Raw genomic sequence first — 22,769 nt, forward strand, 5'->3', positions numbered from 1 at the left:
GTCAGACACGGACGACGTTCGGCCCCTGGAGGGAGTAGCGATGGGCCTCGGCAGCGGGAAGGCCCGTGTCGGTGACGATCGCCTCGAAGGCGCCGACGTCGGCGAAACGGCAGAAGCTCACCGCCCCGAACTTGGTGTGCAGCCCGGCGAAGATCCGCCGCCTGGAGGCGCGCAGCGCCTGTGACTTGACCTCGGCGACCGCGGGCGAGGGTGTGGTGAGGCCGTGCTCGCGGGAGATGCCGTTGGCGCCGAGGAAGGCGAGGTCGATGACGAACCCGGAGAGCATGCGCGTCGTCCAGTGGTCGACGGTGGCGAGGGTGCTGCCGCGCACGCGCCCGCCGAGGAGCAGCACGGTGTAGGAGTCGACCCCCGCGAGCGCGCCCGCCGTCGTCAGGGAGGCGGTGAGGACGGTCAACTCCCGGTCCCGGGGCAGGGCTTCGGCGATGAGTTGGGGGGTGAACCCTTCGTCGACGAAGACCGTCTCCGCCTCGCCGAGGAGGTCGGCCGCTGCCGCGGCGATGCGCCGCTTCTCCGGTACGTGCATCGTGGTGCGGAAGGCGAGCGTCGTCTCGAAGCCCGCGCTTTCCACCGGGTAGGCGCCACCGTGCGTGCGGCGCAGCAGGCCGCGCTGCTCCAGCACACGCAGGTCCCGGCGGATCGTCTCGCGTGCGACGCCGAGCACGGAGGAGAGTTCGGAGACGTCGACGGACCCCGCCTTGCGCGCCGTTCCCACGATGCGCCGCTGGCGCTCCTCGGCACCGCTCACGCGCCCCACCTCCGTACGTCACACCGTGCGCCGGACACCCGCGCACGGGTCGACCGGGCTCCGTTCGGTCAACTCGCTGACCGAACGGGCTTGCATGGAGAGTTGTACCGGGGTGGCACGGGCGTGACCAGAACCGTTGCTCCGGAGATCGTGCCCGCTTCTGACCGAGCGGGCGCGCCGGAAGCGTGGAAGCGGGTCTGTTTCGTGCGGCGTTGCCCAATGCGGTCCGGAGCGGATGCCCGATTCCGCCCCGGCGCCCGCCCGTTCGGAGCCCGAGCACGCCCGGACGGCGACTGACGGGCCCCGCTGCGTCGGCAATACCCAGCGGCCGCGGCCTTCAAATCCGGCCCGACGGAGTCCGGTCGGGAACGTCAGCCAGGACGCATCCGGAAGTCGTAGGCGTCGGGGAGCGGGCGATCGGTGACCGCGGACCACACCTCGCCGAGGACCTCCTCGCCCTCCCGCAGGTCGTCCACCTCGAACCCGTCCTCGAAGACGGCGAGCGCCTCCGCGCTCCGGCCGCGCGCAGCCGCGACCTGTGCGTGCAGGAGACGGAACCGGCCGCGGGACGCCGCAGCGGGTGGCAGCTCCGCGAGCGCCTCCTCCGCCTCGGCCTGGCGCCCCGCCGCGAGCAGCGCCCCCACCGCCTCGCGTACGAGCGCCGGCAGGACCGCGCTCGTGTGCGCGGCGGAGGAGCGGAGGTTCGCCAGTGCCGCGCCGAACCGGTCGGCGGCACGCTCCGCGTCGCCCGCGACGGAGGCGGCGACGGCGAGGCACCGCATCGCCGGCCAGCCGACGCCCGCCTGGACCGCCCGCTCCCAACTCCGCACCGCCTGCGAGCGATCGCCCGCGTGCCACTGCGCGACACCGAGATGGTGGTCGAGCCAGGCGCGCCCCGACGCCGTGCCCTGCGCCGATTCCAGCAGCTCGCGCCACTCCGGCGAGACGAGCGTCCCGCCGGGCGGCTCACCCGGCTCCGGCTCCGGCGGCCTGCCCGTCCGCAGCAGCCGCAGCCACGGCCGCTGCTCGGGCCCCAGGTCCTCCGGCGCGAACGGCGTACCCGGGAGCGAGTATCCGGCGCGCTCCACCTCCAACGCGCCCCAGCCGGAGCCGAAGGCGAGGCGCCCACCCTCCGGCTCGGCGTCCGCGATCCGGCGCCACCTGCCGTACGCCTCGTCCACCGCGGCGCGCGGCAGCACCTCTTCCAGACGGCGCTCCGTGTGCGCGACGGCGCCGGACCAGTCGGCGTGGACGCGCGAGGGGTCGGCCGAAAGCGGCCCGTACGACTCCAGCCACGCGAACTCCTCGCCTGCGTCGAGCGGCACGTGCTCCAACTGCGTCCGTGCCAGGCCCGCCTGGATCTCCGCGTAGCCGCCCGTGCCGGGTTCGGTGAGCCATCGCTGCCAGCGCCTGCCACCGGGGCCCGAGCCCCAGACGAAGAGTTTGCGGCCGCGCAGCACATCGGTCGAGGTCTGCACGAGGCCGCTCCCCCGCTCGTCGAGGGAGGCGATCCACTTGCGGGAGTCCTCGGGGACCTCGTGGAAGTAGTCGGCGGGGAAGACGCTGCCGAGCGGGTAGCTGCGGTCGGCGCCGTCGAACCGCGGGAAGGGGACGCGGCGCAGGGCACGCTCGTACGCGAAATACCAGGTCTCCTCCGCCGGGGCCACGACGCGGGTCGACGGCTCTTCGGGGACGGCGATGTTCGACCACCAGTAGACCGGCACCCTGCGGTGGTTGGGGTTGCGGATGCGTACGCCGACGTGGAGGAAGTCGGAGTCGTCGGGGAGCCAGAGGTCGACCTGGAACGGGGTGTCGCGCAGCCGCTCCCACTCCCAGAGGCGGAGCACCGCGCCGTCGCCTTGCGGCGCCGGCACCTCGGCCGCGTGGAGGGCGGCGCAGGAGAGCGCGGTGTGGCCGGTGGCGCCGATGTTCCACTCGATGCCGCCCGAGTACCAGGCGCCGTTGAGCGCGAAGTTCGCCGGCTGGAAGACCGGGTTGACGTAGAGGAGTTCACGGTTCGTCGGCTTGTGGAAGAGGGAGCGCACACGCCCGCCCAAGCCGGGCAGGACCTCGGCGCGCAGTTTTGCGTTCTCGATCACGAGCGTGTCGAGGACACCGCTGCTGCGTTCGCGACCGTAACCGTCGCGGACCGGCTCGGGCAGCACCGAGCGGAGCGGCTCGTACCCCACCTGCCGGGCCATCTCCTCGGGCAGCAGGGCGCGTTCCTCCCGCGAGAGGGTGTGCGCCTCCTCCGGCGGGAGCAGCGCGGGAAGCGGGTTGTCGGCGCCCAGCGGCGCGACGGGCAGCGTCACCGTGCTGCGTCGTACGGTCGTGGCCACGGCACCCCCACAGCTCGACGGGGACCACCGGGGCGCCGGCGGTCCATCGGTCCATGGAACAGGCTCAGCGATTCGTTGACCAGGGGACGTACGGGGTAGCGGACGGGGGGAGTCAGGGTGGGTGTGGGGTGGTTGGGCGGTGCGGGGGTCCGTGGTTGCTTCGGCCGGTGGGTGGGTGCCGGGGGCTCGCAACCTGCCGACATGCGGGGCTTTGAGAGCGAGGACAGGGCAGTTCAGTGGTAGAGGGCCGGTGACGTGCGCCTCGACTCAGCCATCCGGTGGGCATCCCTCGCACGCGGGGTCGGACGACCTGCGGTCGCACGGGGGGCGTTGGTCGCCCGGTGGAAGGCGCCGAAGCTGCGGATGCTCGAGCGGAAGCAGACGTGCACCCCGGCTCAGCGAGTCGGTGAGCGTGAGCGCCCACGTACGCGGGACGAGGCAACTGGCGGGCTGCCGGGGAGCGTTGAGAAAGCTGAGCGGTGTGCGTACTGCGGCCACGGCTACAGCCAGGCGATGGTTGGGCGGTTCGGGAGCGGTGGCGTGGCCCCCTGGTCAGCCGGTCGGTGACCTCGGCCGCTCGCCGCATGCCGACGGGAGCGCGTGGGACGTCCGACGCGCTCGGACGAGGTGCCCGTGTCCGGCGGAGGAACGGGGCTCATCGGCGGCTGGGAGCGAACAGCCGACGCGTGCCCGGCCGGATACCCCGGCGACCGAGCAGAGAACCACCGCCGTCGAGCAGTACCCATAGCGGCGGCTCCGGACGGAAAGGCGGCCGTTCTCCCGCGTCAGCGCCTGCGTGCGAAGAGGAGCGCTCCGCAGAGCCAGCCGATCGCCGCCATCGCGAGAAGGGCCGTCCAGAGGGGGACGGTCACCTCCGGCACCAGCAGCCGCACCTTGACGGGCCGGGTGTTCTCGCCGACGAAGACGACGGCCACGAGCGCGAGGACCACCGCCGCCACCCTGCCCGGCGTCACCGTCCTGCGCCGCTCGCGGTCGCCGGCGTCCCTGGAGTTCGCGCGTCTGCGCCTCATGGGCTCCACGGTGCGCATGGAAGAGGCGGGCACGCCCGCGCCGCGCGGGCCCGCCGGCGGCGACGTCACCCTCACGGGGCAGGGTCACTCGGCGTACGCCACCGCCGCCGCGTACCCGTCGACGGCGTCGACGTCCGCGATCGGCCAGCCAGGCGGCCGTCCGGGGCGGTCGCCGGTGCCGACGTAGCAGACGGCCGGGTCCTCGCCCAGGCCGACGCCGCGGGCCTTAAGGTACGCCTCCTTGCGGGTCCAGCACCGTGCGAAGGCGGCGGGTCGTTGCGGCGCGGGGAGCGAGGTCAACTCGGCGCGCTCGTCCGGGTGCAGGACCTGCGCCGTCTCCGCCGTCGTGGCCGCGCTCGGGTGGGACTCGACGTCCGCCCCGACCGGAACCGGGGCGAAGGCGAGCAGTACCAGGTCGCCTGCGTGCGACAGGGAGAAATGGAGCCGCTCGCCGGCGGCTCCGGCGACCGCTGGGCGACCGTGCGCCCCGCCGCAGAGAGGGCAGGCGAGCCGGGTGAGCGGAACGGCGTCGGGCGCGAGGCCGAGCCGTGCGCCGAGCTCCCTCCTCAGGCCCACGTGCGCGACGAGGTAACGGTCCCGGTCGGCCGCGCGGACGAAGGCACCGTGACGCGTGCGCTCCTCGTCCCCGAGCACCTTCCGCTCGGCCTCCGCACCCGCGCGCTCCTCCGAGACCCGCAGCAGCCGCACGGCGACCGACGGCGCCGCAACTCGCAGTGGCAGGACCATCGCACCTCCTCGGCGCGGGAGTTTACGGCAGAACCGCCCGCCGCGTGAGGGAGACTGGACGGCCGACCACCGGGCCCGTGCGCCCACGAGGAGAGGCAGCGCATGCCCGAGACGCTCTTCCCCGCCGACCATCCGGCGCTCGCGCGCCTGCGGGGCAGCGACGGCGGGCGGGCGTGGCTGGAGCGGCTGCCCGCGCTCGTCGAGGAGGCGCGGACCGCCTGGGCGCTGCGCATCGATCCGCCTTTCCTCAGGGGGAGTTGCTCGTGGACGGCACCGGTGCGCAGGGCGGACGGGGAGCCGGCCGTCCTCAAGATCGTGTGGCCGCACCGCGAGGCGCGGGGGGAAGCCGCCGCGCTGCGTCTGTGGGACGGCGACGGCGCCGTGCAACTCCTCGCGCACGCTCCCGAACGGCACACGCTCCTGCTGGAGCGGTGCCTGCCCGGCACCGAACTCGGGGCCCACGAAGGGCAGTCGGCGGAAGAGCGCCTGCTTGCCGCCTGCGCCGTGCTGCGCCGGCTGTGGGAGAAGGGCAGGCACACCGGTGGCACGGACCTCGGCGGCGTCGAGCGGCTGCCCGATGTCGCGGAGGAGTGGGCCGACCTCGTCGAGGAGCGCGCCGGCCGGCTGCGGCCCGAGGTGGACACCGGGGTCTTCGCGCACGGCGCACGCCTCCTGCGGCAGTTGCCACGCACCGCCTCGGAACCCACGCTGCTCCACGGCGACTTCAACCCGGGCAACCTTCTCGCCGCCGCACGCGCGCCGTGGCTCGCGATCGATGCCAAGCCGATGCTCGGCGACCCGGCGTACGACCCGTGGCCGCTCATCACCCAGCTCGGCGACCCGTACGCCGGGCCCCGCCCGCCACGCCTGCTCACGGCGCGCACCCGGCTCGCGGCCGAGGCGCTGGGGATCGACGTCGGGCGGGTGCGGGCCTGGGCGCTGGCACGCCACGTGGAGGCGCTGCTGTGGGCGTGGGAGGACAGCACCCCCGCGGAGCATGCACAACAGCTTGCACGCGCACGGCTGTTGGCGGACCTCGCCGAGGTCTGAGGGCGCCCTGGGGACGCGCACCGGAGACTGTCCCGGCTTCGCTGCGGCCCCGGCGGACGCACGTCCTCTCACTCCCCCACGGCGCCGTCCGACAACTCCCTCACCACGTCGAGCTGCCCGAGGTGGCGGGCGTACTCCTGGAGCAGATGGAAGAGAATCCAGGAGAGCGTCGGCGCCTCCTCCGTCGTGCCGAACCTGCCTCCCACCTCCGCCCGTCGACGCAGGTCGGCCCCCTCGCACACGGCGCGGGAGCGTGCGCACTCGGTGCGGAAGGCTTCGAGTACCTCAGCCGTCGACATCCCCGGCGGGACCCGCCACCGCTCGTCGGCGTCCTCGTCGCCCCAGGGTTCGGTGAGCTGCTCGGCGCGGAACCCCCAACGCAGCCACCGGCGTTCGACGTGCACCAAGTGCCAGACGAGCTGCAGCGGGCTCCATCCCGACGGCAACAGGGAGCTGTGCAACTGCTCCTCGGAGAGACCCGCGAGCTTCGTCTCCACACCGCTGCGGAGACGGTCGAGGTGCCCGGCGAGGAGAGCGGCCGGTTCGACGACGTCGACGGACGGCTCCTCCGGGGAGGGCGGTGGGCTACGGTCGGTCCCGCCCGCCGCGTCCGGCAGCGTCACGTCAGCTCCAGTGCGGGCACATCGGGACGCGAGAACGCGAACGTCTGGGCGTAGAGGGAGAGTTCGGCCTCGACGGCCTTCACTATCGTCTCCGCGCGGCGGAAGCCGTGTCCCTCCCCCTCGAAAGTGAGGTAGGCGCTGCGCGACGGACCCTCCGCTGCCTCCCTGAGGAACCGTTCGCACTGCGCGGGCGGGCAGATGGCGTCCTCCGTCCCCTGCAGCAGGAGGAAGGGCGCCGTCACCTCCTGCGCCCTGCGCAGCGGGGAGCGTTCGCGGTAGCGGCCGGGCACCTGCTCGGGAGGGCCGATCAGGGAGTGGAGGTACTGCGACTCGAAGTCGTGCGTCTCCCCCTGCGACCACTGCTCCAGGTCGAGGACGGGATAGCTGATCGCCGCGCAGGCGTAGAGGCCGGAGGTCGCGGGGGAGGTGAGGGACGAGGCGCTCGTCCAACCTCCGGCGCTGCCACCGCGGATGGCGAGGCGTGCACCATCGGCGATCCCCTCCTCGGCGAGCGCCCGCGCGACCGTGGCGCAGTCCTCGACGTCGACGACGCCCCACTGGCCCCTGAGGCGGTTGCGGTATTCGCGGCCGTACCCGGTGCTGCCGCCGTAGTTGACCTCGGCGACGCCGATGCCGCGCGAGGTGAAGTACGCGATCTCCAGGTCGAGGACGAGCGGCAGCCTCCCCGTGGGGCCGCCGTGCGCCCAGATGACGTACGGGGGCAACTCGCCTTCCGGCGCGGTGCATTCCGGGTGGTGCGGCGGGTAGATGTGCGCGTGCACCTCGCGGCCGCCCGGACCGCTGAAGGTGCGCAGGAGCGGTTCGGGGTAGTACGCCGGATCGACCGGGTCGGCTCGGGGCGCCGCGAGGGGGCGGGTGCGGCCCGTCCGCGTGTCCAGCTCCACCACTTCGGGGGACGAGCGGGGGCTCGCCGCGATCCCGACGACGCGGCTGCCGACCACTCCGAGCGACGCCGTCCACTCCGTCCACGGCCCTGCCGCGTCGACCAACTCGCCCGTGTCCGGGTCGAGTACGCCGAGCTTCTGGCTGCCCCGCCCGTGCACGGCGGCGATCAGGCCGCTCTCCAGCGGCGCGAACCACCGGTGGCCGATCCTCCACAGGGCGCCGGCGAACTCCTCCTCGCGGGGGCAGAGTCGCACGGGCGGGCCGGGCTCGCCGTCCGTCGGATCGAGTCTGCGGAGGTTCCACCAGCCGTCCGCGTCCGTGGCGTAGAGCAGCGCGCCGTCGGCCGTCCACTCCGCCTGCGCCACCGCCTCCTCCGGGCCGCCCGCGACCGTACGCACGGGGCCGAGCCTTCCGAAGGGGTCCACGTCGGCGACTTGGAGCAGGGTGCCGTCCCAGGGCATCGACGGGTGGTCCCAGGCGAGCCAGGCCACGCGGGTCGGTGCCCCGGCGCCTCCGTCGGGTGCGTCGGTACGCGGTCCGGTGACGAAGTGGTGGGTGTGCCGGGTGAGGAGACGGACGCGGTCGGCGTCCTCGGCCGCGGAACCGTCGAGGGGCACGGCGACGAGGTCGCGGCGGACGTCGGTCGGGGCCGGTCCCGTGTACTCCTCCCGGACGCACCAGACCTCGCCGAGCAGGGGCAGCGGGCTCGGGTCCGCCCAGCGGAACCGCACCTGCTGCGGGGCGAGCCGGTCCTCGCGGCCCGCCGGTTCTCCCGCGCCCGGACGCGGTTCGAGCGGAGTGAGCGGGAGCGGGGCGGCGTCCGTCTCGGGACGGAGGCGGTAGAGGCGCTGATCCGCGTCGTGGGTGAAGACGACGAGGGGTCCCGTCGCCTCGGGGACGCCGGCCCAGGGTTTGCCGCCGTACTCCAGCACCCGGTTCCGCGCGTTCCACGGCTCGGGGAGCACCGTCTCCGGCTCCCCGCCGCGGCTGCGCAGGCGCAGCAGCGCCCGCCTGCCGCCCTCACGCGGACGTGGCTCCGTCCACCACACCTCGTCGCCGACGGAGTCGAGGTACTCGGGCACACCGTCGTGGGCGGCGACGAGGGCGGCGTCGACGGGGGAGGGCCAACTGCCGTACGGAACCTGGGGGGTTGCCATCTTCTTCGATCCTCCTGGATGACACGGACGGCGTGCGGGGACAGGGGCGGGCTTGGGACGACCGCTTACGGACGGCGGGGAACGAGGAGCGGGCGCGGCTACATGGCGAGCAGCGCCCGATCCATGACACGCACGCCGAAGTGGAGCGCCTCGACGGGGACGCGCTCGTCGACGCCGTGGAAGAGCGCCTCGTAGTCGAAACCTTCGGGGAGACGGAGCGGGGTGAAGCCGTACCCCTCGATACCGAGCCGTGAGAACTGCTTCGCGTCGGTACCGCCCGACATGCAGTACGGGACGACGTGCGCGCCCGGGTCGAAGTGGAGCAGCGCCTCGCTCATGGCGGCGAACTCGGCGGACGCCGCCGAGGCCGCGAGCGGCACCTCGCGGTGCTCGAACTCCCACTCCACGTCGGGGCCCGTGAGGCGGTCGAGGGTGCGCAGGAACTCCTCCTCGCCGCCGGGGACCACGCGGCCGTCGACAAGGGCCGTCGCCGTCCCGGGGATGACATTGACCTTGTAACCGGCGCTGAGCATCGTGGGGTTGGCGCTGTTGCGGAGGGTGGGCTCGACGAGCTCCGCCGACGGGCCGAGGAGGGCGAGCACCTCGTCGATCTCGGCCGGTGTCGGGTCGGGGTCCGCGTCGTCCGTGAGCCCTGCGGGCGGTTCGACGCCGCGCACGAGGGCGAGTTCGCGGATTCCGGCGCGTACGACGGGGGTGAGCCGGAGCGGCCAGTCGTACTCGCCGATGCGGTGGACGGCGGCGGCGAGCTTGCTGACGGCGTTCTCCCCGTTGACCTTCGAGCCGTGCCCCGCGCGGCCCTGTGCGGTGAGCCGCAGCCAAGCGGTACCGCGCTCGCCCGCCGCCAACGGGTAGAGGCGTACGCCGTCGCCTGCGTGGAAGGTGAAGGCACCGGACTCGCTGATGCCCTGGGTACAGCCGGCGAAGAGTTCGGAGTGCTCCTCGGCGAGGAACTCCGAGCCGTAGGCGGCGCTGTCCTCCTCGTCCGCGGTGAAGGCGAGGACGATGTCCCTGCGCGGCCGCACCCCGGCGCGCGCCCAGGCGCGGGCGACGGCGAGGACCATGCCGACGTGGTTCTTCATGTCGATCGCGCCTCGCCCCCACAGGACGCCGTCGCGCACTTCGCCGGAGAAGGGAGGGACGCTCCACTCCCTCGCGTCGGCGGGAACGACGTCGAGGTGGCCGTGGACGAGGAGGGCGTCGGCTCCCGGCTCGCTTCCCTCGATACGGGCGACGACGTTGGTGCGACCCGGCGCCTTCTCCAACATCCGTGCGTGCAGGCCGACTTCCTCGAGCCGGGCCGCGACGAACTCGGCTGCCTCGCGCTCGGTCCCCTCGCCGCCACCGTGGTTGGTGGTGTCACAGCGGATCAGCGCGGCCGTGAACTCCACGGCCTCGTCGAGCGCGCGCTCGTCGATGCGGGCGGCTGCGCCCGAGGGCGCTTCGACCTCAGCCATACTGCTCCTCCACGGCGGCGGAGACGACCGTGGTCACCGCCTTGAAGCAGCGCATTGCCTCGTACATCGAGGGGGAGGTGTAGACGACCCTGCGCTCGCCCGACTTCTCGACGCCTGGGACGACCGTGGCCGCACCGACGCAGTGCGCGGCGTCGAACTCGAGCTCAACGGTGTGGGGTTGGACGGACGGCGGGGTGCGCACGGCGAGCGCGGCGCCCTCCGCGGCGGCCGCACGGATCGTCGACGCGGTCACGGCCGGGGTGCGGCAGACGGCGGCGTACCGCGAGACGTAGTCCTTCACGGCGGCCACGGGCGCCTGCGGTGCGTACCCCTTGGCGTCCTCGACGGCACGGTCGTCGCCCGTGACGAGAACGACCGGCACCCCGAACTCGGCGGCGAGGAGGGAGTTGAGGTATCCCTCGCTGGCCCGGGCGCCGTCGGCCCAGACCCCTGTGACCGTGTTGGCGAGGTAGGTGTGGGCGAGGACGCCCTCCTCACCGGCGCCCGCGTGGTAGCCGAGGAAGGCGACACCGTCGACGTCGTCGTGCTGAATGCCCTCCAGCATGCTCAGCTCCTTGTGCCGTCCTGTGAGCATCACGGCGCGGTCGTCGAGCTGTTCGAGGAGGAGGTTGCGCATCGACCAGTGGGCCTCGTTCACCAGGACCTCGTCGGCGCCGGCGGCGAGGAAGCCGTCGATCGCGGCGTTCACGTCGGAGGTGAACATCGGGCGGCAGCGCTCCCACTGGGGCGTGCCCGGCAGGACGTCCGCCGGCCATGTGACGCCGGTGGCACCCTCCATGTCGGCGCTGATGAGGATCTTCATGAGAGGGACACTAGCCCCCCGCAGAACCCCGCGACACCCCTGTGGATAACTGCGCCGCAACCCGCTGCGGAGACTCCCCCGAAGCGCCCAACGCACGCCGCAGCGGCGTACTCCACCGGCTCGGACCAAGGCACGGCGCGAGGACCGAGGCGCGTCCGGACGTGCCGTACCGGGGCGCCCTGCGGCCCGGTACGGCGCTCGGTCCGCCGCCTCCTCAGTCCTCGTGCCCCAGTTGGAGGTCGCGTTCCATCCGCCCGCCTCCGGCGACCTGGAGGACGGTGGCGACCGGCGGGTACCCGGCCGCGATGACCGTGTATTCGCCCGAGGAGAGGTCGACGAAGCGGAAGGCGCCGTCCGCTCCGGTGGTGGCCGTGTCGACGACGTTGCCCGCGGCGTCGAGGAGGGTCACCCTCGCGTCCTCCACGGGACGACCGCCGGTGGCGCGCACGGTTCCGCGGAGCACGGCGCCGCCGGCGAGCTCGATGTCCTGCCGCGTCTCCCTGGACGCCTGCACCGAGACCGGCAGCGCGGCGGGGCGGTGGACGGGCGCGCTCGCCGCGAGGGTGTACTCGCCCGCGACCAACTCCGTGATGACGTAGCCCCCTTCGCGTCCGCTCCGTGTGGAGGCCACGACCTCTCCCCGCACATCGGTGAGGGTAACGGTGGCGTCCTGCACCGGCTGCCCGTCGGCGGTGCGCACCGCCCCGGCCAGGCGCCCCGCACCGCCGAGGACGACGTCCACCTCGACGGGCCGCTCCCCCACCGAGACGCTCACCGCACGCGGCTGGTGGCCGCCGGCCGACGCGATGAGGACGTAGGCGCCGCCGCCCGGGGTGCTCAGTGCGTAGCGGCCGTCCTCGCCCGTGGCGCCGCGCCCCACCTGGCGCCCCGCCGTGTCGACGAGGGTGAGCGCAGCGCGGGGCACGCCCGTCCCGTCGTGGTGTCTGACGCTCCCGCAGACGGGGACGCCTGAGGCGCTCTGCGCGGCCGACTCCGGTGGGGCGGCGGGCTGTTCGGACGTGCGGGCCGAGGGGACGGAAACATTTTGGGACACGAGGGGCTTCTCCTTCAGGAAGCAGGCGAGCAGGAGGCCGAGCACCAGCACGGGCACGAGGTAGAGGAAGATGCGCGGCATCGCTTCCGCGTACGCCGAGACGTACGCCTCCCTGAGCGCGCTTGGGAGCCCGTGCACCAACTCCGGCGTGAGCGAACCCGGATCGGGAAGGTCGGTACGGCGGTCGGCGGGCAGCTCCCACTCCAGCGCGTCGGTGAGCCGCTGCGCGAAGAGGGTGCCGAAGATCGCGGCTCCGACGCTGCCCCCGATCTGGCGGAAGTAGTTGTGCGCGCTGGTGGCGGTGCCGAGCTGCGACGCCGGGACGCTGTTCTGCACGGCCAGGATGAGGACCGGCAGCACGAACCCGACACCGAGTCCGAGGATGCCCATCCAGAGGCTGTAGACCTCGCGCGTCGTGTCGGAGTCGAGGCGGGAGAGGAGCCACATGCCCTCGGCCGAGAGCAGGCACCCGAGGACGGGGAAGACGCGGTAGTGCCCCGTGCGGGAGATCAACTGGCCGGAGAGCGCGGAGGCGAGGACGACGCCGCCCATCAGCGGCAGCATCAGGAGCCCCGACTGAGTGGCGGTGACGCCCTCCACCATCTGGAGAAAGGTCGGAAGATAGCTCGCGGCACCGAAGAGGGCGACGCCGACGGCCGCACCGACGAGCCCCGTGAGGTTGAAGACCGAGTTCCGGAAGAGCCGCAGCGGCAGGATCGGCTCCCTCGACCGGTGTTCGACCAGGACGAAGAGCGCCCCGCTGACCGCGGCTCCGCCTCCGAGACCGAGGATCACACGGTCGTCCCACGCGTACTCGGTCCCGCCCCAGGTGGTCAGGAGGACGAGGCAGGTGGAGAAGGAGGCGAGCAGGAGGGTGCCGAGGACGTCGAGCCGGGGACGCCCGCCGGGGGGCGGGAGCTTCAGCACGACGGCCGTCACGAGGAGCGTGAGGATGCCCAGGGGGACGTTGAAGTAGAAGCACCAGCGCCAGGAGAACTCGTCCGTGAGCCAGCCGCCGAGCAGCGGGCCTGCGACCGAACTGAGCCCGAAAGCACCGGTGATGAGGCCCATGTAGCGAGCGCGCCTGCGGGGCGGCACGATGTCGGCGATGATCGCCTGGACGCCGATCATCAGGCCGCCCGCGCCAACCCCCTGCACCGCGCGGAAGAGGATCAGCAGCTCCATCGAGGGCGACCAGCCGGCGAGCGCGGAGCCTGCGACGAAGACCACGATCGCGAACTGGAAGACGCCCTTGCGGCCCAGCAGGTCGCCGAGCTTGCCGTAGACGGGCAGGACGATCGTGGAGGCGAGGAGGAAGGCGGTGACGACCCAGGACATCCTGTCGAGGCCGTGGAGTTCGCCGACGATCCTGGGCAGCGCCGTCGCCACGATGGTCTGCTCCATCGCGGCGAGGAGCATCGCGAGCATGAGCCCGAGGAACGCCAGGCGCACCCGCCGGAGGCTGAGCCCCGCGGGAGAGCCGGGCTCTTCCGGGCCGCCGTCGTCCGTCGATGGCCGCGCGGCGACGGCCACGCCTTCGAACGCCTCCGGCCGCTCCTCGAAGAGCGAGGGCCCGCCCGCCTCGACCCGCGCCGGCGGTTCGGCCGGGAGGCCGGGGCCGGGCTTCGGCGCGAACGCCGTGGGCTGCTCGGCCTCGGCCGGACGTGCGGGCCACGGCTCGACCGTGGCGGCACGCACCACCGGCGGCGCACCGCCCTGCGTCCGCCCCCGGTCGGCGTGCTCATCGGCTCGGTTCGGCTGCTCCGGAAACTCCAGGCTCACTTCGACCGAGGCAGGCACCGCTGCATCTTCGCCCTTGAGGGTCGCCCCGCCCATCCCACTCCCCTGTCCGTGGTTCAGGGGAGTATTTCTCGCATCGCGCGATATCGACGGCAAGTCCGATACGCGCGGCCGGACGCCGGCCAACTCCGTTGCCACAGGCGTCTTTTCGGAGGTCACCCGCGTTCGCCGAGATGCCTCACCGCACGGCGCCGCACACATACCGGCCGCGAGAACCACCCGAAACGGTGAGCCCGCACTCGATGCTGACGGGCACAGCCGGCATGCCGAAAAGCGCCCGCACCGCCCAACGAGCGGTGCGGGCAGGCGGGTTCGGGAGCACCGACCTCCGGGCTACCCGCGCACGCGCGCGGCGAGCCGGTCGAGGATCTCGCCGTAGATCCGGTTGAGCCCCTTGGGTGCGAAGGTCCGCTCGAAGAAGCCGCCGATGCCGCCTGCGCCGTTCCAGACGGTGCTCGCCGTGACGCGCGAGGTGCCCTCTGCGGTTCCCGGCGTGACCCGCCAGGTGGTGACCATCGTCGAGTTGCGGTCGGTCTCCACGAGTTCGCCCTCGGTCGGCTCGGTCACGTCGAGCAGGCAGTCGCGGACGCGCTTGCTCGTCGCCTGGAGCTTCCAGTGGACGAGGGTGCCGGCACCCTCGCCGCCCTCGCGCACCTCGTACTCGCTGAACTGCCCGGGCAGCAGTTCGGGCCTGGTGGTGCGGTAGTCGGCGAGGGCCGCGAAGACCTCGTCGGGCGCGCCGGGGACCTCCTGCTGCGTCGTCGCCTCGACCTGCGCCATGTTGCCTCCTCGGGCGGCGGGCGCACACGCCTCACCGCCGGTGCCTGGGTGCCAGTGAAGTGCGGTGGCCAGCCAACCACCGGCACCCCCGCACACAAAATCCGGCTTGACAGCACCCTATGGGAACGGTTGTTCTATTAATCGTACGCGACGGACCGACGGGCAGGGAGGCAGCAATGCGCTGGGACGCACTCAGCGGGGAGGACCCGGCGAACCCGGCCCTCTTCAGCACCGACGCCGTGACCACGAGGACGTTCGATACGCCCGAGTTCCGCGGCATCACCTTCCACGAGGTCCGGGCGCGATCGCTCCTCAACCGCGTACCCGGCGCCTCCCGGATGCCGTTCGAATGGACGGTCAACCCGTACCGCGGCTGCTCGCACGCGTGCGTGTACTGCTTCGCGCGGAAGACGCACAGCTACCTCGACCTCGACACCGGCGCCGACTTCGACTCGCAGATCGTCGTGAAGACCAACGCACCCGAACTCCTCCGCCGCGAACTGGGCTCGTCCCGCTGGCGGGGCGAGCACGTCGCGATGGGGACCAACGTCGACTGCTACCAGAGAGCGGAGGGGCGATACCGGTTGATGCCGGGCATTTTGACCGCCCTGCGCGACCACGCCAACCCGTTCAGCATCCTCACCAAGGGCACGCTGATCCTGCGCGACCTGGAGGTGCTGCGATCCGCCTCGGCAGTGGCCGACGTCGGCGTCTCCGTCTCCGTCGGCTTCACCGACGAGGAGCTCTGGCGCTCCGTCGAGCCGGGTACACCCGCGCCGGAGCGCAGGCTCGACGTCGTCCGCACGCTCAGCGAGCACGGCATACCGTGCGGCGTGCTGATGGCCCCCGTCATCCCGTTCCTCGGCGACTCCCCCGCCCAACTCCGCACGACCGTACGGGCGATCGCCGCCGCGGGCGCGACCTCCGTGACCCCCCTCACGCTCCATCTGCGCCCCGGAGCACGCGAGTGGTACCTCGCCTGGCTCGCGCGCAACCACCCGCACCTCGTCCACCATTACGAGGCCCTCTACGCCGACGGTGCCTACGCGCCTAAGTGGTATCAGCGACGCATCACCCGCCAAGTGCACGAACTCGCCGCCGAGTACGGCATCGGCCCCACCGGGCCCGGCACGGCCCGCCGGATCGCTCCCGAAGCGGCCGACCGCGCACCGGCGCCCACCCAACTGTCGCTGCTGTAGAGCGGCGCCGGCTCCGCGTCGCCCGGAACCGTCGACGGCCGACCATCGGCACGGACCCGGCAACCCCGGGCACACCTTGCCTCTCCCAGTACCGCGACAGCCCGGGGCAAACTTCCGTGTCTTCGTCCTCGCCGCCGTCGCGATCGTCCTGATCGGGACCGCGCAGATGACGGCGGCGACCTATCTGCCGTCCCTCATGCAGTTCGCGTTCGGAGCGAGTGCGACCTCGTCCGGACTGCTGTTGTTTCCCATGATGGCCGGAACGATCGCCTCTTCCACAGTCGGCGGCCACCTCATCACCAGGGTCGGCCGGTACAAGTGGGCGCCCGTCCTGGGCACGGCCGTCGCGGCGGTCGCGGTGTTCCTGCTCAGCACGGTCACCGCCGGTACGAGCGTCGCGGTCCCGACCGCCTGCATGGTGCTGCTGGGTATCGGCATGGGCCTGGCGATGCAGCCGTTGATGATGGCGGTCCAGCTCAACTCGCCTCCCAAGGACCTCGGGGCCGCCACCTCGACCGCCACCTTCGCCCAACGCGTCGGAACCTCCATCGGCCTGGCAGGGCTGGGAGCCGTCTTCACCAGTCGACTGGCCAGCGGGCTTGCCACCGAGGTGTCGGACTCGGTCGACGTGCCCGGTACGAGCTCACTGACGCCCGGTCTCGTCAGCGACCTGCCGGCCGACACCCGGTCCGCCGTGCAGGACGTCTTCACCGGTGGCCTCACGGACATCCTCCTGGCCACGACCCCCCTCCTGCTCATCGGACTCCTCATCACCCTCCTCCTGCCCAACACCCCGCTGGAGGACCGATGACCGGGACGGACCACGCACAACGCCTGTGCCCGGTCCGAACGTTCGGCAGCCTCGGCCGAGAAGGCCGAGGCTGCCGAACGGGCGCAGTGACGAGCCGAGGCAGACGGCCTGCTCGGCAAGGCCGTCGTCGCGGTGCAGGCACCACCGTTCCCTGCGTACGGCGGCAGCCGGCAGGTTCGCCCGCGCGGTCTCTCCGACGCGCCCACCTGCCCACGGGGCATGCTGCATCGGGTCCGCGTCGGCATGGCCGAAGTCCGCGCGGACCCTGAGGCGGTCAGCCCACGGGATCGGTCCTGGGAGGACTGTCGTCGTTCCCTCTGCGCACCGTGCGCAGACCGCGGCCGGGGGTCCAGATCCGGAAGACGATCTCCTCGCCCTCGATCGTGGTCCGCACCACCTCGCGCACGTCGGCGCGGAAGAGGTGGAACTTCTCCGGGATGGCACCCTCCGGCATCGCGGCGGCATACCGGGCGAGTTGCGCAGGGTCCGTGATCTCGACGGCGCGGCCGGAGACGCGTACGTCGCCGCCGTCCATGTCACCGGTGGCGCCGGGGTTGGCGTGGAGGCCGAACCGGGGGTCGCGGCGCAGGTCGAGGGCCTTGCGGGAGGAGGGCATCATGCCGAGGTACAGCTCGTCGTCGCGGAAGTCCGCCTCCAAGCCCGTGAGGCGGGGTGCGCCGTCGACGCGCAGGGTGCCGAGGACGTGGTGACGGTAGGCGCCGAAGCGCTCGCGCACGCCCCGCGCGAACTCCGGTACCGCCCGCTCGACTTCGCCCCACGGGACGTTCTCTTGTCGATTCTGCTCGTTCATGGCGCCATCCTCGCCGCCATACCCGACATCCTCTGTCGGGTATGGCCGCGCGCCGCCGGACGCACGAGGCCGCCGGCGTACGGGCGCACCGAACGGCGTTGCGGCGTGGGCGCATCAATGACGGTTGCGCTGCGTCACGACCGGCGCGCTCCCCCGAGCCGAGGGCGGTCGACCGGAGCGTACGACCGGCCTCACACCGGGCAGCCGCCTCCGGGTCGGTCAGGAGCGTGAGGAGACGTACGGAATTCGTGCGAGGGCCGCCTGCGCCGACGGGGTGAGCCGGTGGTGCTCGGTGGCGGCGTCGAGGACGGCGGCCGCCCTCCTGTCGCCGAGTGCGCCGAGTCCCTGCACGCACGCCTCCGCTATCGGCCAGTAGTGCAGGGGGCCGATGAGCAACCTCTGGAGCACGTTGATGAGCGTGGGCACGGACTCCGGCGCGCGGAGCGCAGTGAGCAGCCGGACAGGGTAGAGCGCGTACGCGGTGCGCAGTTCGTTGGTGGCGAGCGCTGCGGCCGCCCGCGCCGTACGCGGATCTCGGAGCCGCTCCAGCGCCTGCGCGGCGGTGGCGCAGCAGACCGGGTCGCGGTAATTGAGCAGGAAGATCAGCGTCTCGAACGCACGCCGGTCCCCTGCGCTGCCCAGCGCGAAGGCCGCTATCTCCCGTGCCCACAGCGGCCGTTGGGGCTCGGTGAGCACCGCCGCGAGCTGGTCTCTCGCCTCCGGGCTGCGCTGCCGTGCCAGCGTCACCAGCCGTGCGTACTCGACCGGTTCGGCCTCCGGCCTCACCCGATCGATCAACGATCGGAACGCCTCGCCCACTGCCGCCTCCCCCACCGTGCTTCGTCCCACAGCCATAGGGCTGCTTCTACCCCTGGCACTCCGGTTACCCACGAGTTAAGGTGCTCAACAGAGCGGTACCCCCGCTCAGGCGGTTTGGTGACGCAGCCGCCTGGGAGTGCAGTCGGTTCGGCGGGGCCCGGTTCCGTGGCGGTGAACCAACCACGGTTCCAGGAAAGCACGTTCCTGCATGATCCGACCCCGGGACAGGTCGGATCGCGGACACGGTCCTATGGCAACGCCGCCGTCAACCGTGTCGCTTTCCACCGGACTCTCCACCCATCCGAGCACCACCGGATATCGCCCACCTTTCTCCTTCCCCTCGGCGCCCCTCTTCGCACCGCCGGCAGGCGACCGCCTTGCCGTGCACGAAGAGACCAACGAGGCAGCGCCGCCCGCATGTTGGGCGGCTCGACGGCGGAGACGAGGTCGGGCACGCCACAGCACCCTCGTCAGACGTCACCCTCTGGAGTCCCAAGATGGACCGTCCCCCTCTGCAGACCATCGCCGTCGTCGGCCTCGGCACCATGGGCACCGGCATCTCCGACATTCTTGCCCGTGCGGGGCGCGAGGTCATCGGTATCGACACCAGCGAATCGGCAGCGCGTCGTGCGCTGCGGTCGCTGGAGAACTCGACGGCGCGCTCCGTCGCGACGGGCCGGATGAGCGAGGACGAACGCCGCGGCGTCCTTTCGCGTTTCCGCACCTTCCGCGACCTGCATGCCGCCGCCGAGGCCGAGTTGGTGATCGAGGTGGTGCCCGAGGAGTACGACACCAAGTGCCGCGTCTTCGCCGAACTCGACACCCTGGTCAAGCCGCAGACGATCCTCGCCACCGGCACCAACGCGCTCTCGGTGACGCGTCTCGCCGCCGACACCGACAGGCCGGAACGCGTCCTGGGCCTGCACTTCTTCAACCCGGCTCCCGCGATGAAGCTCGTCGAGGTGGTCTCGTCCGTGCTGACGGCGCCGCAGGCCGTGGCGGCCGTGACCCGGCTCGCCGAGGAGCTCGGCAAGTCGCCGATCTCGGTGGGCGATCGGCCCGGATTCGTCGCGGACGGCCTCCTCTTCGGCTACCTCAACCAGGCGGCCGCCATGTACGAGTCGAAGTACGCGACGCGCGAGGACATCGACGCCGCGATGCGCCTCGGCTGCGGACTGCCGATGGGCCCGCTCGCGCTCCTCGACCTCATCGGCGTCGACACGGCGCGTACGGTGCTCGACGCACTCCACGCGGAGTCCGGCGACCGGCTCCACGCGCCCGCGCCCGTCCTCAGGCAACTGAGCGACGCGGGGCTGACGGGCCGCAAGGCCGGACGCGGCTTCTACACCTACGACTCCCCCGGCGGTGCCGAGTTGGTCCCCGACGCGCAGTCGCCCGCCGAGGACGCGGCGGCGACCGCGGGGAGGCCCGTGGCACGCGTCGGCGTCGCCGGTTCGGGGACGATGGCCTCCGGGATCGCGGAGGTCTTCGCGCGTGCCGGGTTCGCCACCGTCCTCGCAGCCCGCAGTGAGGAGAAGGCCGAGGCGGCGAAGGCCGCGATCGCCTCGTCGTGCGAACGGGCCGTGCGCAAGGGCAGGATGAGCGCGGCGGAGCGCGACGCGACGCTGGGCCGCGTCTCGCCCGCCGGCTCCTGGGAGTCGCTCGCGGAAGCGGACCTCGTGGTCGAGGCGGTCGCCGAGGACCTCGACGTCAAGCGGGCGCTCTTCGCCCGGCTCGACGGCGTCTGCAAGGAGGGCGCCGTACTCGCGACGACGACCTCCTCGCTCCCCGTCGTCGCCTGCGCCCGCGCCACGGGCCGGCCGCGGGACGTGGTGGGCATGCACTTCTTCAACCCCGCGCCGGCGATGAAGCTGGTCGAGGTGGTGCGGACCGTGCTCACGGGGGACGAGGCGCACGCGACCGTCCGCGAGGTCTGCGCACGCCTCGGCAAGCACCCGGTCGACTGCCAGGACCGCGCCGGCTTCATCGTCAACGCGCTGCTCTTCCCCTACCTCAACAACGCCGTGAAGATGGTCCAGGACCACTACGCCTCGCTCGACGAGATCGACGCCGCGATGAAGCTCGGCGGCGGGTACCCGATGGGACCCTTCGAACTCCTCGACGTCGTGGGCCTCGACGTCTCGCTCGCCATCGAGCAGGTGCTGCACCGCGAGTTCCGGGACCCGGGCCTGCAGCCTGCCCCGCTCCTCGAACACCTGGTGGCCGCCGGATGCCTCGGGCGGAAGACGGGACGCGGGTTCCGCGAGTACGCGCGCCCATGACGCCGCCTCCGCGGCCGGACCGTTGGGGCGGACTGCTGGAGCCTTCCGGCGGTCCGCCCGCCGAGGCCGTCACGGCGTGTAGCGTTCGCTGCATGCCAGAGCCCTCGAAGACCTCCAGATCCCCCGCGCCGAGAACGGTCGCCGCGGCCTCGCAACGCCTCAAGGTCCGCCGCGAACTGGCCGCGGCGGCAATGGAGTTGTTCGCCACGAAGGGGTACGAGGAGACGACGGTCGACGAGATCGCCTCCGCCGCGGGCGTCGCCAGGCGGACGTTCTTCCGGCATTACCGCTCCAAGGAAGAGGCGATCTTCCCCGACCACGACGAGACCCTCGTCCGCGCCCAGGCGGTGCTGGAGGCGGCCCCTCCGCACGAGAACCCGCTCGACACCGTCTGCCGCGGGATCAAAGAGGTGATGCGCATGTACGCCTCCTCGCCGCAGGGCAGCGTCGAGCGGTACAAGCTCACCCGCGAGGTGCCGGCGCTGCGGGAGGCGGAGATCGCCTCGGTCGCGCGGTACGAACGCCTCTTCACCCGCTACCTGCTGGGGCACTTCGACGAGAAGCACCAGGAGGGCGGGGGCGACCTCGACGAGCCGCTCCTCGCCGAGGTGGCCGCCTCCGCCGTCGTCACGGCCCACAACCACGTGCTGCGGCGCTGGCTGCGCAGCGGCGGAGTCGGCGACGTCGAGGCGCAGTTGGACAAAGCGTTCGCGGTGGTGCGCCGGACCTTCGGCACCGGGTTCGGCGCCAACCGCGCGGTGGAGGCGACACGTACGCCGGTGCCCGGCGAGGAGAGCGAGGTGCTCGTCACGGTGGCCCGCACCGACGCACCGCTCACCGAGATCATGGGCAGCATCGAGGAGGCCCTCCGCAACCGCTGAACCGCGAGGCGACACGAAGGCGCACGAGGAGGGGCGGCCGCCACCGGGCGGCCGCCCCTCCTCGTGCGCGCAACCGCGTGGCCGAGGCCGGAGGTTGGGTGGCTCTGGGCTGAGGGCTATGTCACCTGGCACACACTGGCACTGCGTGCCGCATGCCCCGACTGCGCGATGATCGATCACAGAAACGGGCAGACCACCTCAAATGTCAAGCTGACTCGCTCACTTGAAAAGTGACCACACCACTTGAGTACGGTTACCCGCGAGAAACATCTTGTGCGATGGCACTCGGTGTCATACGTTGAGTGCAGTCCGGGCGACGTCCCAGCGGTTCACCCCGCGCTGCCCGCACGCCTGCGTCACAGGCACGACTCCGCGCACACCCGCGCGGAACCAGCACGTATCACCCGCCGAACCGACGGCTCTGCCTCAGCACCGACGCCCCCGGGCGTCCCCCTCATCCGCGCTTCGCCGGAGGCAACACCGTGAACCAGATACTCGACGCGATCCTCGCGTCCGACACGCCCACAGCCGACTTCGCGCAGCTACCGCTCCCCGACTCATACCGGGCGGTGACCGTCCACAAGGATGACGCGGGCATGTTCGAGGGTTTGGATTCTTGGGACAAGGACCCGCGTAAGTCGCTTCACTTGGACGAGGTGGCGGTGCCTGAACTCGGCCCTGGTGAGGCGCTGGTGGCCGTGATGGCCTCTTCGGTCAACTACAACTCCGTGTGGACGTCCCTGTTCGAACCCCTGCCGACCTTCGGGTTCCTCGAGCGGTACGGACGTCTCTCCCCCCTGGCCAAACGCCACGACCTCCCCTACCACGTCATCGGCTCCGACCTGGCGGGCGTCGTGCTACGCACCGGCGCCGGCGTCAACTCCTGGAAGCCCGGCGACGAAGTCGTCGCACACTGCCTCTCGGTGGAGTTGGAGAGCGCGGACGGACACAACGACACGATGCTCGACCCCGAACAGCGCATCTGGGGCTTCGAGACCAACTTCGGCGGCCTCGCCGAGATCGCCCTGGTCAAGTCCAACCAACTCATGCCCAAACCCCACCACCTCACCTGGGAAGAAGCCGCCTCACCCGGACTGGTCAACTCCACCGCCTACCGCCAACTCGTCTCCCGCAACGGAGCCGACATGAAACAAGGCGACAACGTCCTGATCTGGGGCGCCAGCGGCGGACTCGGCTCCTACGCCACCCAGTACGCACTCGCCGGCGGCGCCAACCCCATCTGCATCGTCTCCAGCACACAAAAAGCCGACATCTGCCGCCGGATGGGCGCCGAAGCGATCATCGACCGCACCGCCGAGGACTACCGGTTCTGGAAAGACGCACACAACCAGGACCCCAAAGAATGGAAACGCTTCGGCACACGCATCCGCGAACTCACCGGCGGCGAAGACGTC

General features: G+C 72.2%; 18 protein-coding genes. 6 read left to right on the forward strand and 12 right to left on the reverse strand.

All coding sequences use genetic code 11. The features are described from left to right. Nucleotide 1 precedes the first annotated feature (1 nt). From F603_RS0115260 to F603_RS0115275, 4 genes are all read right to left on the reverse strand, one after another. Nucleotides 2-766 carry a DeoR/GlpR family DNA-binding transcription regulator gene (locus F603_RS0115260; RefSeq protein ID WP_019546878.1) on the reverse strand — a complete coding sequence of 255 codons (765 nt, stop codon included), beginning with the start codon at nt 764-766 and terminating at the stop codon, nt 2-4. A 371-nt stretch (nt 767-1,137) separates the two neighbouring features. Further along, nucleotides 1,138-3,105 carry a DUF5107 domain-containing protein gene (locus tag F603_RS0115265; protein ID WP_019546879.1) on the reverse strand — a complete coding sequence of 656 codons (1,968 nt, stop codon included), beginning with the start codon at nt 3,103-3,105 and terminating at the stop codon, nt 1,138-1,140. 785 nt (nt 3,106-3,890) lie between these two features. After that, nucleotides 3,891-4,136: a LapA family protein gene (locus tag F603_RS0115270; protein ID WP_019546880.1), complete on the reverse strand. Its 246-nt coding sequence runs from the start codon at nt 4,134-4,136 to the stop codon at nt 3,891-3,893. 84 nt (nt 4,137-4,220) lie between these two features. Next, nucleotides 4,221-4,883 carry a 4'-phosphopantetheinyl transferase family protein gene (locus F603_RS0115275; RefSeq protein WP_019546881.1) on the reverse strand — a complete coding sequence of 221 codons (663 nt, stop codon included), beginning with the start codon at nt 4,881-4,883 and terminating at the stop codon, nt 4,221-4,223. 102 nt (nt 4,884-4,985) lie between these two features. Here F603_RS0115275 and F603_RS0115280 point away from each other — a divergent pair, with 102 nt between their 5' ends. Further along, on the forward strand, nt 4,986-5,933 hold the full coding sequence (locus F603_RS0115280; protein ID WP_019546882.1) for an aminoglycoside phosphotransferase family protein: 948 nt from the start codon (nt 4,986-4,988) through the stop codon (nt 5,931-5,933). A gap of 68 nt (nt 5,934-6,001) precedes the next feature. Here the strand turns inward: F603_RS0115280 and F603_RS0115285 are convergent, their stop codons facing one another. The 6 genes from F603_RS0115285 to F603_RS0115310 form a co-directional block, all read right to left on the reverse strand. Beyond that, nucleotides 6,002-6,556, reverse strand: a complete 555-nt coding sequence (locus F603_RS0115285) for a DinB family protein (protein ID WP_019546883.1) — start codon at nt 6,554-6,556, stop codon at nt 6,002-6,004. Further along, nucleotides 6,553-8,619 (reverse strand): S9 family peptidase, encoded by a 2,067-nt coding sequence (locus F603_RS0115290; RefSeq protein WP_019546884.1) that lies wholly within the window; start codon nt 8,617-8,619, stop codon nt 6,553-6,555. The genes F603_RS0115285 and F603_RS0115290 overlap by 4 nt, the downstream gene beginning before the upstream one ends. A gap of 98 nt (nt 8,620-8,717) precedes the next feature. Continuing rightward, nucleotides 8,718-10,094, reverse strand: a complete 1,377-nt coding sequence (locus tag F603_RS0115295; RefSeq protein WP_019546885.1) for a M20/M25/M40 family metallo-hydrolase — start codon at nt 10,092-10,094, stop codon at nt 8,718-8,720. Beyond that, nucleotides 10,087-10,917: a M55 family metallopeptidase gene (locus F603_RS0115300; RefSeq protein WP_019546886.1), complete on the reverse strand. Its 831-nt coding sequence runs from the start codon at nt 10,915-10,917 to the stop codon at nt 10,087-10,089. The genes F603_RS0115295 and F603_RS0115300 overlap by 8 nt, the downstream gene beginning before the upstream one ends. 214 nt (nt 10,918-11,131) lie before the next feature. Continuing rightward, complete coding sequence (locus F603_RS0115305) at nt 11,132-13,807, reverse strand: MFS transporter (protein ID WP_019546887.1); 2,676 nt, start codon at nt 13,805-13,807, stop codon at nt 11,132-11,134. Between the two features lie 297 nt (nt 13,808-14,104). Further along, a complete protein-coding gene (locus F603_RS0115310; protein WP_019546888.1) occupies nt 14,105-14,551 on the reverse strand; it encodes an SRPBCC family protein in 447 nt (148 codons plus the stop codon). Between the two features lie 176 nt (nt 14,552-14,727). Here F603_RS0115310 and F603_RS0115315 point away from each other — a divergent pair, with 176 nt between their 5' ends. Further along, nucleotides 14,728-15,750: an Rv2578c family radical SAM protein gene (locus tag F603_RS0115315; protein WP_019546889.1), complete on the forward strand. Its 1,023-nt coding sequence runs from the start codon at nt 14,728-14,730 to the stop codon at nt 15,748-15,750. A 76-nt stretch (nt 15,751-15,826) separates the two neighbouring features. Beyond that, on the forward strand, nt 15,827-16,561 hold the full coding sequence (locus F603_RS32230) for an MFS transporter (RefSeq protein ID WP_019546890.1): 735 nt from the start codon (nt 15,827-15,829) through the stop codon (nt 16,559-16,561). A 274-nt stretch (nt 16,562-16,835) separates the two neighbouring features. Here F603_RS32230 and F603_RS0115325 read toward each other — a convergent pair whose 3' ends face one another. Further along, complete coding sequence (locus F603_RS0115325; RefSeq protein WP_019546891.1) at nt 16,836-17,372, reverse strand: pyridoxamine 5'-phosphate oxidase family protein; 537 nt, start codon at nt 17,370-17,372, stop codon at nt 16,836-16,838. A 219-nt stretch (nt 17,373-17,591) separates the two neighbouring features. Further along, a complete protein-coding gene (locus tag F603_RS0115330) occupies nt 17,592-18,191 on the reverse strand; it encodes a HEAT repeat domain-containing protein (RefSeq protein ID WP_016908062.1) in 600 nt (199 codons plus the stop codon). A gap of 497 nt (nt 18,192-18,688) precedes the next feature. Between F603_RS0115330 and F603_RS0115335 the strand changes: the two genes are divergently transcribed. The 3 genes from F603_RS0115335 to ccrA all read left to right on the forward strand — a co-directional run. Beyond that, on the forward strand, nt 18,689-20,473 hold the full coding sequence (locus F603_RS0115335) for a 3-hydroxyacyl-CoA dehydrogenase family protein (protein WP_019546892.1): 1,785 nt from the start codon (nt 18,689-18,691) through the stop codon (nt 20,471-20,473). 92 nt (nt 20,474-20,565) lie between these two features. Beyond that, complete coding sequence (locus tag F603_RS0115340; RefSeq protein WP_211231085.1) at nt 20,566-21,354, forward strand: TetR family transcriptional regulator; 789 nt, start codon at nt 20,566-20,568, stop codon at nt 21,352-21,354. A gap of 482 nt (nt 21,355-21,836) precedes the next feature. Next, nucleotides 21,837-22,769 (forward strand): crotonyl-CoA carboxylase/reductase (ccrA, locus tag F603_RS0115345; protein ID WP_019546894.1); only part of this gene is annotated, 933 nt, incomplete at its 3' end.

This window comes from Streptomyces sulphureus DSM 40104 (genome assembly GCF_000381025.1).
GTDB classification, from domain to species: Bacteria; Actinomycetota; Actinomycetes; order Streptomycetales; family Streptomycetaceae; genus Streptomyces; species Streptomyces sulphureus.